General features: G+C 44.5%; 11 protein-coding genes. 2 read left to right on the top strand and 9 right to left on the bottom strand.

From position 1 onward, the window contains the following. Positions 1–20: 20 nt before the first annotated feature. The 5 genes from MHI48_RS14460 to MHI48_RS14440 form a co-directional block, all read right to left on the bottom strand. Complete coding sequence (locus MHI48_RS14460; RefSeq protein ID WP_405144410.1) at positions 21–1,424, bottom strand: PQQ-binding-like beta-propeller repeat protein; 1,404 nt, start codon at positions 1,422–1,424, stop codon at positions 21–23. Between the two features lie 195 nt (positions 1,425–1,619). Next, the gene (locus MHI48_RS14455; RefSeq protein WP_076317946.1) at positions 1,620–3,671 is read right to left on the bottom strand and encodes a serine hydrolase; all 2,052 of its coding nucleotides are present in this window, start codon (positions 3,669–3,671) and stop codon (positions 1,620–1,622) included. Between the two features lie 110 nt (positions 3,672–3,781). Then, on the bottom strand, positions 3,782–5,080 hold the full coding sequence (locus MHI48_RS14450; protein WP_076317947.1) for a GHKL domain-containing protein: 1,299 nt from the start codon (positions 5,078–5,080) through the stop codon (positions 3,782–3,784). A gap of 1 nt (position 5,081) precedes the next feature. After that, on the bottom strand, positions 5,082–5,822 hold the full coding sequence (locus MHI48_RS14445; RefSeq protein ID WP_076317948.1) for a LytTR family DNA-binding domain-containing protein: 741 nt from the start codon (positions 5,820–5,822) through the stop codon (positions 5,082–5,084). Positions 5,823–6,019: 197 nt separating this feature from the next. Then, positions 6,020–6,784 (bottom strand): YheC/YheD family protein, encoded by a 765-nt coding sequence (locus MHI48_RS14440; protein WP_076249384.1) that lies wholly within the window; start codon positions 6,782–6,784, stop codon positions 6,020–6,022. 202 nt (positions 6,785–6,986) lie between these two features. Between MHI48_RS14440 and MHI48_RS14435 the strand changes: the two genes are divergently transcribed. After that, a complete protein-coding gene (locus MHI48_RS14435; RefSeq protein ID WP_076327659.1) occupies positions 6,987–7,796 on the top strand; it encodes a DUF6492 family protein in 810 nt (269 codons plus the stop codon). A 17-nt stretch (positions 7,797–7,813) separates the two neighbouring features. Further along, positions 7,814–9,187: a sugar phosphate nucleotidyltransferase gene (locus tag MHI48_RS14430; RefSeq protein WP_076327660.1), complete on the top strand. Its 1,374-nt coding sequence runs from the start codon at positions 7,814–7,816 to the stop codon at positions 9,185–9,187. A 106-nt stretch (positions 9,188–9,293) separates the two neighbouring features. Here the strand turns inward: MHI48_RS14430 and MHI48_RS14425 are convergent, their stop codons facing one another. The 4 genes from MHI48_RS14425 to MHI48_RS14410 form a co-directional block, all read right to left on the bottom strand. Further along, positions 9,294–12,104: a glycoside hydrolase family 2 TIM barrel-domain containing protein gene (locus tag MHI48_RS14425; protein ID WP_076327661.1), complete on the bottom strand. Its 2,811-nt coding sequence runs from the start codon at positions 12,102–12,104 to the stop codon at positions 9,294–9,296. Between the two features lie 190 nt (positions 12,105–12,294). After that, positions 12,295–13,089: an SDR family NAD(P)-dependent oxidoreductase gene (locus MHI48_RS14420; RefSeq protein ID WP_036608125.1), complete on the bottom strand. Its 795-nt coding sequence runs from the start codon at positions 13,087–13,089 to the stop codon at positions 12,295–12,297. A gap of 129 nt (positions 13,090–13,218) precedes the next feature. Beyond that, a complete protein-coding gene (locus tag MHI48_RS14415) occupies positions 13,219–14,217 on the bottom strand; it encodes an AraC family transcriptional regulator (RefSeq protein WP_076327662.1) in 999 nt (332 codons plus the stop codon). A gap of 192 nt (positions 14,218–14,409) precedes the next feature. After that, on the bottom strand, positions 14,410–14,976 hold the full coding sequence (locus tag MHI48_RS14410; RefSeq protein WP_083677388.1) for an alpha/beta fold hydrolase: 567 nt from the start codon (positions 14,974–14,976) through the stop codon (positions 14,410–14,412). Positions 14,977–15,134 lie beyond the last annotated feature (158 nt).

Raw genomic sequence — 15,134 nt, 5'->3', positions numbered from 1 at the left:
GGCAGATGCAGGTAAATCACTTAATTCAGCGATGCTGGCAGCTTAACGCCGAGAAGTTTGCCTTCGGATTGGATGATGATCATTCCGTTTGTCTTTAACGTCGTGTTATGCAGATCTCCACCGGTGGAGACGCGGAAGACCGACTGACCCGACATCATGTTGAGGACAAGCAGGGTGCCGTTACGTTGCGCTCGATACATGCCTTTACCGTAAACATCGATCTGAGAAACGGGAGCATCACCATGCCACTGAACCTCCTGACCATTAGCCAGCTTGATGCCTGTAAGTTCTCCCGTGTTTCCGTTTTTGAAGATCAACCTTTCCTGTGTAACGCCAAGCCATACCATATTTTCGCTGTAAGGACGGTGAAAAGTTCGAAGTGGCGCGGGACCCGGCTTGGTTGAGGTCAACGAATACTCCGCTATCTTATCCCCTTGTAGAATGTATAGTTTGTCTTTATTGGAAAATATCCCTCCATACCCATTCACATACGGTGGATCCCCCGGCATGGTCCACTTATACTCCTGACTTCCTTTCAACACACCGGTCTTCAAGTTGTACGCATTCACTTTCCATTTGCGTTCTGGTGAAGACTCGTCATTTTCCAACATCGAAGAATAGTAGTCCGCTGAGTATACAAGACCGTCTTTGATCTGAATAGCTTCCCCCTGACCAAAATGACCCCATATCTTCTTGCCCGTTTTCTTGTCATATGCATTAAGCTGTAAGGATGTAAGTGCCCCTTGGACAAAAAAGGTTCTCAGCACCACACCATTAGATTCTCTCAGATACTCAGTACCATTACCTTCACCTAATGGTTCATCTGCTTCCCAGCGCAGTTTGCCTGACTGGATATCCAGTGCAAACGTTGTACTCCCCTTAATCACGTAGAGGGTATCCACCGTTGGAATCAGAGCTTCCGTACGGTTATACGTATCAATCCAGGTGGATGTACCTGACTGCCATTTTGCTTTGCCTGTCTTCGCATTCAAGGCATATGGCTTGTGATCAATGGTCAGTCCGTAGAGAATCCCGCTTTGATAGGTAATATAAGGAGTCAGTTCTTTGCCGTAAGTCCACAACCGTTTACCTGTTGTCGCATCAAGTGCAATCAGCTTCGATCCAGCAAACGTGAATACTTTTCCTTCTTCTGCGATCGCATTAACTCCAACATAAGTCTCGTTCATATTCAGATAGTTATCTACTTTCGCTGTCCAAGAAGGTTTCAGTTCAGGTACAGTGATTCGTTGATACGAATACCAGTTACGGATGGATACATCCGATGCTTCAGCATGTGCCTGCGATGGCAACACGCCGATAACGCCGTGAACCATCAACATTCCGGCAGTAATGCCTGCAATGATGGGTCTTCCTGCTCTTCTTTTCCATTCCTTATTCATTTGACGTTTATGTATATTGACCATGGTAAATGAATTCCTCCTGTTATTAAAATCCTGAGATATAACTACATAAACATAACGTGTGATGGGTCCAAATAGTTACCGTATTGTTAAATTATTCAAAGAAAATATCAAAAAAGCCGCCACCAGGCGACTTCTTGATAACTGTATTTTTTCGGTGATAAGTTGCGAACGTGACTCATTAATGAAGTTTCTGCTTTACTTTAGTTGGATCTGGAATATATCACCGGAGTCCCCACCAAAAACGATAAAACCACTTTTCGGGAGTTTCGTCGATTCATGATTGGTTGCTACAGAGAAGTCAACCATTTCCCCTTTATCAGTATACACTGCATAACCTCCGGTCTTCGGAGAATCCACCGTGATGGATTTGTTACCCGATCGGGCATCGATCGCATACCACCGGGCTTGACCGTTTGCCGGAATAGTCGTAATTCCTTTTTTTCCACCAAAGATTGGAGTAATCGCCTCCTCAGCAATGTATTCCTGCCCATCCTGGAGCAAAATCTCGGCGCCATTCTTTGTGTAAAATTGCAGATCAAACGCGTCTCTTCCGTTCATTACAGGAATCTCGGCGATATTCTCTGCGTTGTTTGCATCCATGATTTGCGTACCATTGGCGTAACCATGTTCGGCGTCAACAGACAGGTTCTTGATCAGCATCGATGGAAGCAGATAAAAGATCGATGTTATTTTTTCATCCAACGCGTAATATTTCGAGCCGTCACGAGCTGTCCATTTCTCTTTTGTTGCTGCGTCAAGCGCATTATGATCCAGTTTTTGATAATCATACGTGTTCATTACCGTTTGGCCTATGCCGGGTAACGTAATCATACCCTGAACTTTAACATATACCTTGTCATTACGTTCCTTCACAAAACTAGCTTTCACACTGCCATCCGCACTTGTAAAATGTTTGTCGCCTGTGTACACATATTTCTGCTCTGGAATAATTCCACCCAACAAGGCTGGCAGTTGCATCTCACCATCCTTAATCGTTATATCCAATGTCTCTCCTACCGTACCATAGAGACCGGAGTACGCGCTTAATTCTGTTGGCATCTTCACTTTGTCGGGTGACGAGAAGGTCTGATCGGGTTTAACCTTGTCGATGATGCCTTGATCCGCCAGAACTTCCAGCAGCACTTTGCTGGCAAACATCTGATTGTAGATGGAAGATCCGCCAGATGATAGAACCGCCATTGAAATATCATGTTCGGGTATAGTGATTAACACGGCGTGGTACAACATGGTATCCCCGCCTTTGGCAAGCGCGGTAACCCCATAATCGCTGAAAGGTGCAAGGTCAACCGAATCCCATCCCAAGCCATAATTGATCGTATTTTGCTCATCAGATACCCATATGCCCTTACGATATTCATGAGATTGCATGGCCTTCACAGCAGATTCGGACAGAATATCCGGTCTGTTCCCCATTAAAACCTCTCCGAATTGACTCAATTCTTCTGCTGTAGAGTACACTCCGCCTGTGCCGATAATGTTTGCATTTTCGGTAGGCATCTTCATCTCAAGTGTAGGCCAATAGGTTTCGGATAATTGCGCTCTGTCAAAGGAATCTAGTGGTGTCTTCGTTGATTCCAACTTCAACGGCTCGCTGATGAACTTGGCGATATATTCGCTGTAGCTTAATCCACTCACCCGTTCAACCAGGATTTCAAGCAATTGAAAACCGTCATTGGCGTAGACGGAGTATGCGCCAGGTTTGGATTTCAGTTTTTCGGACTGAAGTTTGAGCAATAACTCATCATGATTGCGGGTGTCATTATCTTCAAACAACATGCTGTTTCCATAATGTGTACCGTAAAGACCGGATGAATGATTCATCAACATGCGCGGTGTGATTTGAGTATAGCGCGCATCTGCCATTTTAAAGTCCTTGATATACGAAGTAAGTGGCTCATCCAGATCTATTTTACCGGAATCAACCAGCTTCATGGCGGCTGTCGTAACAACCATTTTGCTAACCGAGCCTATGCCATACATGCTATCCTTGTCTATTGGCTTCTGTGATGCCTTATCGTGCAGTCCGACACTATCTGATAAAATATATTCCCCTTCATCCATGATCGCATATTGCACACTGGTGACACCGTAGTTTTGCACCATCTCCTTGGCGATCTGCTCCGCCCGTGCCTCAATCGTACCGCTGTTATTCTCCTCTGCTCTGACATCTGCCAGCGGTGTAATTACAAGCACCGCTGTACATAAAAGACTAATTAGTTTCTTCATCCTATGTCCTCCCTCAAATGTTCTTATGAATGAATTCATCATATCCGGGAAGAGACTGATCAAACGCAAACGGACCCTGAATGGAAAAAAACAACCCCTGAACGGCAGGTTCAGGGATTGTCGGTGTGGAACGGAAGCACGACCATGTTGTTAAATTTCCGATGCTGATGCTCAATACTCATATGTCCACCATATTTCTCGCACATTCGCGATATATTGGTTAGACCGATCCCATGGTACTCCGGATTGGGCTTGTCACTTTTCAAGTCAACGATCGGTTGCTCCACATGATTCATAATCTGGATGACCAGTGTAGATGATGTGGAGTGAATGGCAATCAGGATATATCGATCCTCAGCCTGTCTAACCTTCTTGGAGGCCTCAATTGCGTTATCGAGCATGTTACCCAGCACCACACACAGATCGTACCGATCGATCTGAATATGTTGTGAGTGGAGCTGGATTTTGGTGTCGATTTTGATCCCGTTTGCCTGCCCCATAGCCAAGGTATTTGTAACGAGTGCATCAATGACCAGATTGCCGGAGTTCACCCGCTGGTACGCACCTTCAATGGTATTTAATGTTGACTTGATATGGTCACCTGCCGCTGCCAGTTCGTTACGCTGGATACATTCATCAATATACAGAAATTGCTGATTGATATCATGGATGATGGATTTAATGTTTTTGAAACTGTGAACGGTCTTCTCATAGTTGGCATCCTGGTAGTCCATCTGACGCTGTAACTGGGTATTTTCATGCGCAAGCTGTACCTTTTCCACCATATTATCGAATACATATACAATGAACACGTTGAGAAATAGAGAGCCTAGTACGGAAAAGACGTAGAATATGTTTTTTTCACTATATATGGAGGCCACATTGATCTGATAGATCGTAATAATGGGTACGATGAGAAACAGCAAATAATAACGATAATGCACGGCAAAACTTCTGCGTTTAGCCACTAAACGTACAATTTGAATAACAATGAACATGATACTGCAACCAACCAGCATCACCTTGGAGAGAATCCAGTGGTTTTCTCCGTTGAACTGTTCCCATGAAATGAATTCTGTGGATTCCAAAACTCCGAGAATATATACGGCTATTGTATTTGCCATAGTAATCAGAACCGCATACAGGATGGTAAAAACAAGTTTGATTTTGAACTCCACTTCATAGGACTGTGCCAGACTGAAGATTAACAGCAGAGCAACAGCAGTAGAAATGATATCAGAGAAGGAAGTGACCAAATAAAAATAACCCAACATGAGAAATACCATGAAATAGATCGCTCTGCGCGGCTTTCGTCTGGACTTGCCCAACACAGAATCAAAATAAAAATTCGCCTGAAATGCCATAAGTAAGGTCACAAAAATGATGGAAAAGATCATATAGGTACCCATATCATTGAATCCTCATGATCATATATTTGGTGTAAGCATCCTTGATTTCTTTGACCTTGGATCGACCTATGGGCAGTTCCGTTCCATTCAACATAACGACCTGGGTACCGGAAAACTTCTGAACATGCATCAGGTTGATGATAATCGAGCGATGAATCTGCAAGAAACCATGGTCTTTCAAACCGGTAGCATAACAGGATAAAATGCCTTTGGTCTCATGTACATTTTCCTGTGTCACAAAATTCAACTTGTTCTTGATTGTTAAACTTTTGACGACCTCAATCCAGAGAATATCATCATATTTCAGCAGCAATTCATCATAGTCTGATTTGATTAGTACATACTTTTTGTCCAATGCTTGAAAATATTGACACAGCTTAATCATCTTCTCCTCGAAAACTTGTGGCTGGATTGGCTTGATCAGATATTGAAAGGTGATGACATCAAAGCTCTCCACCATATATTCCGGGTAACTGGTCAGAAACATAATCTGTACATCCAGAAACTTCATGTTCCTGATCTCTTTAGCGGTCTGAATCCCGTTCATTCCGCCCATCTCCACATCCAAGATGAGAATATTGAATGTATCCCCAACCTCTCTGTAGTGTGAGAGCAGTTGTTCACCAGATGTGAATAGGCTAATTTGAAAATCAAAATTGGTTTTTAGAGATAAGGAGACCAGCATGGATTTCACACGTTCTCGTTGCTGCTCCTCATCATCACAGATTGCAATATTGAACATGGGGGAACATCCGCCTTTCATCGACATCGACTCTGAATTTCACTCTCGAATATACTATTTTAGCATAGGTTTCGGAGTCGAATGGGGATGAAATGCATTATTCCGACCCTAAAACGCAGATCAACAAAAAAAGTCGCCACATTGGCGACTCTTGAGCTTGTAACCTTCTCCAGCATTCCTATGAAAAGTCCAGTCTGTTATTTTGTTTTTTTTGGGAAAGCATGGCGGTAATACCGTATTACCTTGCGATACATCGTCTTGTCCTTTAATTGATTGAATATATATGGGTCAGGTTTGACATTCACTTCAATAATCCAGGGTTTCAGACTGTGGTCAAGGCCGATATCCACACCAATTTGCTTAAGATGCGGGTACTTTTTTTTCATATGACGAGCTATGCGCAGGCTAAGCTCATTCATCTCTTGAATCAGTTCATTTCTGCGTTTGGTGGATGCATGTGATTTTAGCAGCTTGTGAATATCCATCGGTGTACCACCACTATGATAATTGGTTACGATTTTCTTTGGATGACCCAGTCGACCGATGATTCCGGTAGCTTCCCAATGTTTGGTCGGGCTTAGCTGTATCATGACACGGATGTCAAAACGTCTGTTATTGTGCTTAAGCAGATGGATTCCTCTCTGAATCAGATAACTTCTTTTATTCACCAGACGAGTCAGACTGTTATAAAACGATTCAAAGCTGTCAAACGTCAGACGTTTTTGCTCGATCTGATAGACAAAATGTTGCTGACTTTCCATCTCCGCCTTAATAACACCCATCCCGAAAGTACCTCTCTCGGGTTTGACATAGACCATTCCATATTTGCTGATCATGGATTTCAGATTCGTTTTGTTATATTTCTGTGTGTCGGGGATAAACGGTTTAATTAATTCATTATTAATGATCAATTTTGTTTTTAACCACTTGCTTCTTAACGGCTGCAACTTATCAACTCCCATGTCGTAAACTCTCCCTTCAGCAACCGCATCAAAGCCTGCTGTTTGATCAAGATCCTGCAAGCATTATATGTAATACCGATAAAGGAACCCTCAACAAAAGCCCCTATTCGTAAAAATGTATATTTGCACATGCCCTGACCAAAACACTTTTGCACACATACCATATAATGAGTCATCACGATTTGTGCAAGGAGTTGAGAAGATGTCCGTCCAGCCTGGAATCCGGTTGAATAATGCGCCTAAGATTGATGTTCTTATACCAGCGATCGAGAAAGATTTGGCTACCCTTCCCCTCGTCATCGATAACATTCGCCGTTATGTAAAACATCCCATTGGAAGCATATATATTGTTTCTCCGGTCAGCACCAAGATCAGAAAACTTTGTTCCCTTAAAAACTGCATTTTTGTTAATGAGCGATCCGTCCTGCCTATAACCAAAAACGACATACACTACCAGTCCTCCCGATGGAATCGGTCAGGCTGGTTATATCAGCAGCTGCTCAAAATGAACGGAGATTCCATTGTGAAGGCAAAGTACTTTCTAGTCATGGATGCAGATACCGTACTGATTAAACCTCATTCATTTCTTGTAGAAGGCAAAACAGTCTTTTACTGCCGTGACTGGAGCCAGCCGGAATATTTCAATACCTACCGCAAGTTGTTAGGCATGAAAGCTCCGCGTCCCCGCTCTTTTGTCACCCATTATATGCTGTTCGACAAATCGAAACTCGCTACCTTAAAACAGAAAATTGAAGCGGTTCATAAACTGCCATGGTACAAAGCCATCATCTCCAATATCAATAAGAAAAAACAGTTTGGTTTCTCCGAGTATGAAACGTATGCCAATTTTATGTATACGAAAAACCCAGGCAGCATGGTCCTTAGAAGTTCCAAGAATAAAAGTCTGAATGTGAACGCTTCTTCGTTAAAAGAGCAACAAATCCGCAATCTGGCTCTTAAATATCGTTCTCTTTCCTTTCATAAACGGAAAATCTATAGTAAAGCTCCCTGAGCTTAAGGAGGAAGCCCATGCATATCGTAATGCTGTGCGGCGGCTCTGGCAAAAGGCTCTGGCCGTTATCCAATGAGCTTCGCTCCAAGCTGTTCATAGATATACTTCCATCACCCGCTGGAGGTAGGGAATCCATGATCAGCAGAGTATGCCGCCAGCTTGACAGTTCATCCCTAACGGATTCAACACTCATTATTTCACATCAAGATCAGGCTAATATTACGGCACGACATACTCAAGGCAAAATACCAGTCATTGGGGAACCTTATAAACGAGGCACTTTTACTGCGGCGGCCTTAGCGACGTTATATCTGCAATCCTTCCGAATGGCCAAAGATAACGATGTGATCTGTATCGCGCCAGCTGATGTGTTCGCAGGTGAAGATTTTTTCAGCAACTTCCAATTACTTCCGGATATACTGAAACACTCTCAAGCCGATATCGCTTTAATTGGGACAAGGCCTACACATGCTTCAGAACAGTATGGATACATCCTGCCGGGTGGGGAAGAACGTAATGCTTATGCGCCCATAACACAATTTATAGAAAAACCCGAAGCCTCCATTGCTGAAACGCTGCTACAACGTGGGGCACTATGGAACTGCGGTGTGTACGCGTTCACCGTCGCGTTTATGATATCCCATATTAAAAAAATGGGGCTTCCGGTTCATTATGATCAATTGTCGTCCCTGTATGAAGCGTTGCCTGAACGGAGTTTTGACAAGCATGTTGCAGAAAAGGCACAGCGAGCCGTAGTCCTGCCTTATGTGGGAGTATGGCAGGATATCGGAAGCTGGGATACGCTGTGCGCACAGTTAGATACCCATGTAATCGGACACGGTGGAATCTCGGGTTCTTCCTCAGATTCCTATATTATTAACGAGCTTCCCTACCCCATTCAAGTCATTGGCGTGCCAGGTATTATCGCTGCCGCAAGTCCGGATGGCATTCTCATTGCCAACAAAAATAATTCAAATGAAATTAAAGCGCAATTGGGTAACTTGCCATTAAAACCGATGTATGGTGAAGCAACTTGGGGCAATTATCGTGTCATTGAGAGTTCGTTTGAAGATGAGAATACAACTGTAACCACATTAAACATAACGGTTCTACCGGGCAAACATATCGGGTTGAACTGGCATAGAACTGGGTGTAGAGCATGGACCGTGCTTGCAGGCAGTGGGCAAGTGCTTGTCAACGGAAAGGTCATGCAAGTGAGTATGGGCAATCAGTTCGCGATTACCAAGGAGAGTCTCTTTTCTATTCTGTCTGAAACCAGGATGGTGATCCTTGAGGTCCGGATCGGAGTAACAGAGGAGAAAGACAACATACTTTTTGAAGAAGAAGATTGGAATGTAATCCTAAAAAGTGCAGGTTCATTTAACGCATAATGAGAGAATGAACCGATTCAATCTGAGTGTCTTATAGCCCCTTCCATTCGCGGAAGGGGCTCATTGGCATAATTAAGGGAAACCTGACACTTCTTCTCCCTATATCTTAGTTAAACAACTTGCGAAGTTCCTCTACTTCCAGACGTGCAACTGGCTGGTAAGCGGAACTTTGTACATAACGCTGGAAGCTGTATAACAACTGTCTGCCCTCCAATGTAGTCATCAGACGCTCCAGATTCAGCGCTCCCATCAGCACTCTCCCCTTCCGAACCCGACACTCCATCAACAGGCCGAGCTTGTGGTTTCGCTCAAAATTGTCAATGGTCTGCACGATCGGATTCAAGTCTTTATCCAACTCATCCAAGATGATCGATGACGACTCGGACACGATGCTCCACCACGGATAAGTTGAGTGCTCCTCTGTGACAAAATGTTCGAAGGCCGGATGATCCTGTTGAATTAACAAGCCCATTGTGCCCACAGGAACTTCTCTTTTCATATTCTCCGAGATGGATCGGAACATAGGGTAAGACCAGAAATCGGTGCTATAGAAACCTTGGATCGCGTGTTGAAGCTCATTGGGATTCGGGAAAAGTAAAATATCCTCGCCCTGCTCAAGCAGCGCCAACGCCTGTTCCGAGAGTTCGGTAAATAGATTCAAACCGCTCAGGTCCACTTCCTCCTGTCTCGGGTAGATCCACAGGTCGTAAGACTTACGGATATCCGTGCCCGGAATGGACAGTCTAAGCTCCACTTTGGTCATATTGGAGACTTCAGGAATGCGAATGCTGAGATCCGCGACATTCACATAATGTTCTCCATGGGTCACTGGCAGGTCTGCTTTCCCTTCTGTAAGGGTGGAATCCTCACCATGTAGCTCCCACTTCAGATGACGTCCGTCCAATGCCTGTCTGCGGAAGTAACTTAGTTCAATGCGTGCTTCGAACAATTCACCCGCTTGATAATTATATTTGGGGAATCTCGCCAACAACACAGCGTCGGAACAAAACGTTCTCCACTCCTCAGGTGTAATCATGCCTTTGGAATCCATGAATGCGTCCAGTACACCCACCAGCGCCGTTCCCTGACCACTGAAATCCTGAAGATCCAGCAGCTGGAACCCGGCTAGTTGCTTCGAACGAAAAGCAGCTTCCAGTTCTTCCTTGTAACATGCGACCGCGAGTTTACCAGAGGCTCTGAAGTATGCTTCCGCCAGATGTCCCAGCCCGTTGGCATTCAGACGCTCTCGAAACACTTCGAAATTCTTGGCTTTGAGAGAACCCGTATACTTGTTGATCTCCTCGAAATTAGGAAACGTGGCGTACTGTCCAATTTCATGCGAGATGATTGGTACGTGTGAGACAAGTTGGTCACTTCCAGCTTCGGCCTGCACTGTTTTGGAACCTGTCCCATACTGAATCTGAATCTCTTTGTCCCCAGTCTGACCAGAAGGGTCAGCATCGCTGCCTTGCTCAGGTACAATGTTTGAATCGTAATCTTTCAATGTATTTGGCAGGTCGGTCTGCACGTGACCGAGCGGAGCATCACACATCGCATATGAACCTCTGAACAGGCGCTCTTTGGAGAAACGAACCCCGCAGAAGAATTCACTTTCCTCCAGAATGTCCGGCACAAACTGAAAGTTATTCGAACCTTCGGTGTATAGATGACGATGATCATATGCTTTGTATACCTTCAGGATCGAATTCAATCTGTCCTTGCTTCCCCATAGTTCATTCCCCATGGACATCATGACAAACGAAGGATGATTACCAAAAGCACGCAGCATCGCAAATCCTTCGCTAATCAAGTAATCCTGCTCGGCTTGATTATGCCCATCCGAAGATTCATCCGTAATCGTTCCCCAGAACGGAAGCTCAGGCTCCATGTAGATGCCGAGCAGATCCGCTGCAATAAAAGCAGCCTCCGGAGGACAACAGGTATGGAAACGGTAGTGATTGATACCGTAGGACTTGGAGATAGCGAGAATACGAACCCATTCATCCACATCTGTTGGAGCGTATCCCGTGAGCGGAAAGATCAGCCCGTCATGTTTGCCTCGAAGAAACGTTTTGCGACCATTAATGGTGAATTTGTCTCCGGTAGCCCGGAATTCCCGTAATCCCGTCCATACTTCGGTGGAATCCAGCACTTCCCCGTCCTGATCTTGCAGATGAATATGAAGTTGGTACAGGTTAGGTTCATCATCACTCCATAACATCGCATCTTCACCAATACTGTACGTCAGCTGGATTTCCTGCGAATCCGGGGCGAAAATCTGTTCCACGGTCGTATACACCGGATCTGCACTGACTGCAACAGCTGAAACCACGATTCGTACTTCTTGCAGGTCACCAACAAGTGCTGCCTTGATCTCGAAAGATCGAGTCGCAAGATCGGGATAGACCTGAACATTATCCAGGAAAACACGCTCGAAAAATTGAAGTTCCAATTTCCCGGTGATGCCGTTCCAATTCGTCTGCGTGTCTTCGGATGTAAGGTGACCACCTTTGGTTGGATAATTGGTATTGTCCACTCGAATGGTAATTGTATGAGTCCCAGCGGTTAACCCTGCCTCAATCTCGTAACGGTGAGGTGTGTTCAGACTGTTTTGCGTTCCCCATTCCACCCCATCAATCCAGACTGTGGTAACTCTTGTTCGTTCCAGATGCAAGAAGCAATGTTTTCCAGCCAAGTGTTCGGGAATTTCAATCTCTCGTGAAAACCAGGCATAACCCTCGAATAAGTACTCATCCGTCAGCGCACCGATTAACACATTCTCGTTTTTCTTGCCCTTGGCCGCATGAGATGTAGTATTTGGCAATGTAATAACGTCTGAGAAATTCAGACCACGTTCCACCTTATGTTCATCAAGTTGGAGTTTCCATATGCCTTCCAGATTTATTGCTTCTATCATGATATTGTCCCCTTTTAGATTCATATAATCGATACAAGTAATCGCTTCCAAGTAACAGAAACCGTTTTCGGATAAAATCATACTTGTATTATAAACTTGATTGACGCCCCTCGCATAGATCATTTACAAATAAAAAAGTCGCCAATGCTGGCGACATCTTATGGAACCATATCCTGTATCCTGAACAATTTTAAAATATGGTGGGAACCATGCCCCCGTCCATCCGGATGGGAGAGCCTCTGAAGGCTGAAGCATATGGGCTGCATACAAATGCAGCGAGTCTGCCTATTTCACTTGGCTTGATGAATCGCTGTAATTCGGACTGTGGCAGATTACTCTTCATAAAGTCTTTCTCTTTTTCCTCAAAAGTCAGTGCCTCATCAGGGTATATGCCCTCAATGATTTCTTGTACGTTTTCGGACAGTGTTGGACCTGGCAGGATCGTATTGATCGTAACCTCGGTTCCTGCTGTCAGTTTGGACAAACTTTTAGATAATGACAGCAGCATTGACTTGGTCATGCAATATTGTGGCATCTGGCCTGAAGGCATAAGGGCTTCTTCACTTGCGATGAAAATAATACGCCCGTCATTGTTCTTCACCATTTTAGGTAAATAAAATTGGGACAAGCCATTGGCAGCAAGTACATTAGTCCGGAAATATTTCTCCCACACTTCATCATTTATGTCTTCATAACTCATGATTTCATATATCCCCATGTTATTGATTAATATATCAACTTCAGGAAATTTCTCGAATAAAGCTTGCCGTTGCGCCAGATCCACAAGATCAGCGGTAGCCTTTTGCGGAGAGGTCTCCGGAAAAGTGGACTTGATTTCACGAACGGTTTGTTCCACCTCTTCATCATTACGTCCATTAATCAGAACATGAACACCTTCTCGAGCGAGTTCTATAGCAATCGCTTTGCCGATCCCTTTTGTCGATCCTGTAACTAAGGCTGTTTTCTCTTTTAGTCCCATATCCATCCTGCATTTCTCCTTCATGATTACAACTATCCGGCTGCTTCTTCTGGACATTGCCAATAGCTTCATGCACCGGATAGGTATAATATTACGCAGTCTGAAGGACCTAGTAACTAGCATTTTGCGCCAGAGTTATTGCCTTACACGCCAATTTGAAGGTGTATCCCCTTCCCAGGTTTTGAAAGCACGATAGAACGAATTCTGGTCTTCATATCCAACCAGAAATGCCACTTCTTTGATATCGAGCGAAGGATCTGCAAGGTACGCTCGGGCCTGCTCACGTCTGGCCTCGGTTAATAATTGCTTGAAGTTTGTGTTCTCCTCCGTCAGTCGCCGCTGCAAGGTACGATCACTCATGCGAAGCTCTTTGGCGACTGTCTGGATGTCAGGGCGCTTTCCTGTGAGGCTGCGTTTCATAATCCATTTGACCACTTCAGTAATGGAACGATTGCTCTCTTGTTCGTCCAGCGACCGATCCAGTGCCGGGGTCAGAATCTCCAGTAACTCCTCGTTATACGATAGAAATGGAAGACTCAGATCTTTCCGTTCCAGCGTCAGCCGATTATGGTTAGAATTCGTATCAACTCGGCAGCCGAAGTAAGCCTCAAGGGTGGCTACGTCACCCATCGGTTGGGAGAACTCAACCCTTTTGGCAGTCAAAGGTTGTCCTGTGCCCCTCCGTCCAAGTTCGATCAGAAATGCCAGCGTAATACCAACCAGCAATGGCGGACCTTGTTGCTCCTTATGTAACCATTCGAGTTCAATGATACATTCCTCCCCTGCTTCGGTAATCTGCAAACTCTCGGGAGGACACATTTGCTTGTAACGCACCATGCGATTCAACGCATCACGATAATCACGAGCATGGTACATCGCCAGTACAGGCGGAGGATACTTCGATATTGCATATCCGGTTGCAAGTTTGATGATGCCCTCGGCGGTGTCCCCATTGAGATCAGAGTAGGCCTGCCAGATTGCGAAGTATTGAGATTGGGTCACTACAGGTTGAGTGATTACTTCAAGAGGCAATTGTGCAGTGCGAGCTACGTCGTGAGCACCAATCCCTAATTGATGTAAACCAGCCCAGAAACCTGGATGAACTTTAATTCGATCATTCGGTAGAAGTTGCATGTATATAGACTCCTTTAACTTGTTCCATTTTTAATTCTGATTTCTAATTATAGAACGGATGTACCTATTTTTGAAACTTACCTCAGCGAGCCATTTCCGGGTAATACGAAAACACGACTGCCCATAAATGGCCAGTCGTGTTCAAGTCAATCATTGTATATCAATGAAAAAATGCACATTTTGTATGTTCAGCTACTCATTCAACGCAGTTTTGATCAGGGCATTCACCCGCGAGTTAAACAGCAGACCGATATGGGATACGAGGGAAACCGAAACGTTGTTCGCCCCGTTCAACCGGGAAAGTACCGGGGACACAATCGTGTCACTGGTGGAATAGATGGAAGTCACCTTTATTCCACTCGGAGCTGTCGTTGTGGTCAATCGATTAGCCCCGCCAAGGGTAATCAACTTATCCACTTTGGAAGCGCCTCCACGGTTAAGTATGTAATAGAGACTATTAGCTCCACCCATGCTATGAGCTATAATATTGACTTTTGTATGACCCGTTTGGCGTAGAACATCATCTACGAATCGACTAATTGCTGCGGAGTTCAACAGCTGGTTTCCTTGTTTGCTAGGAAGGTCAATCGCGAATAATTCGTCTCTGGTCCACCCTTGGCTACGCAAATAACTCTCAATTGCTGTAAAATTGCTATCTGAACCGGTCAATCCATGTACCAATACAATGGGTGTACGTGCCGTAGCTGCAGAAGCCTTTGAACTCGATCCTATTCCAGTTATTGATAAGGCAAGGATCATGCTCAGGAATACAACAAGTATTAATTTGGTCTTTTTCACTTCATTACCCTCCTGTAAAATGTTTTATATTCCATATATTACAATCTAACATATGGAATATAAATGAATCTTTAGTCTCATTTTTACAGGGATGTCTAAAGTATACTACAACTAACATC

Source organism: Paenibacillus sp. FSL H7-0942 (assembly GCF_045040715.1).
GTDB lineage: Bacteria > Bacillota > Bacilli > Paenibacillales > Paenibacillaceae > Paenibacillus > Paenibacillus amylolyticus.
Note: the sequence above shows the minus strand (reverse complement) of the source record. Positions and strands in the feature narration are given on the sequence as shown.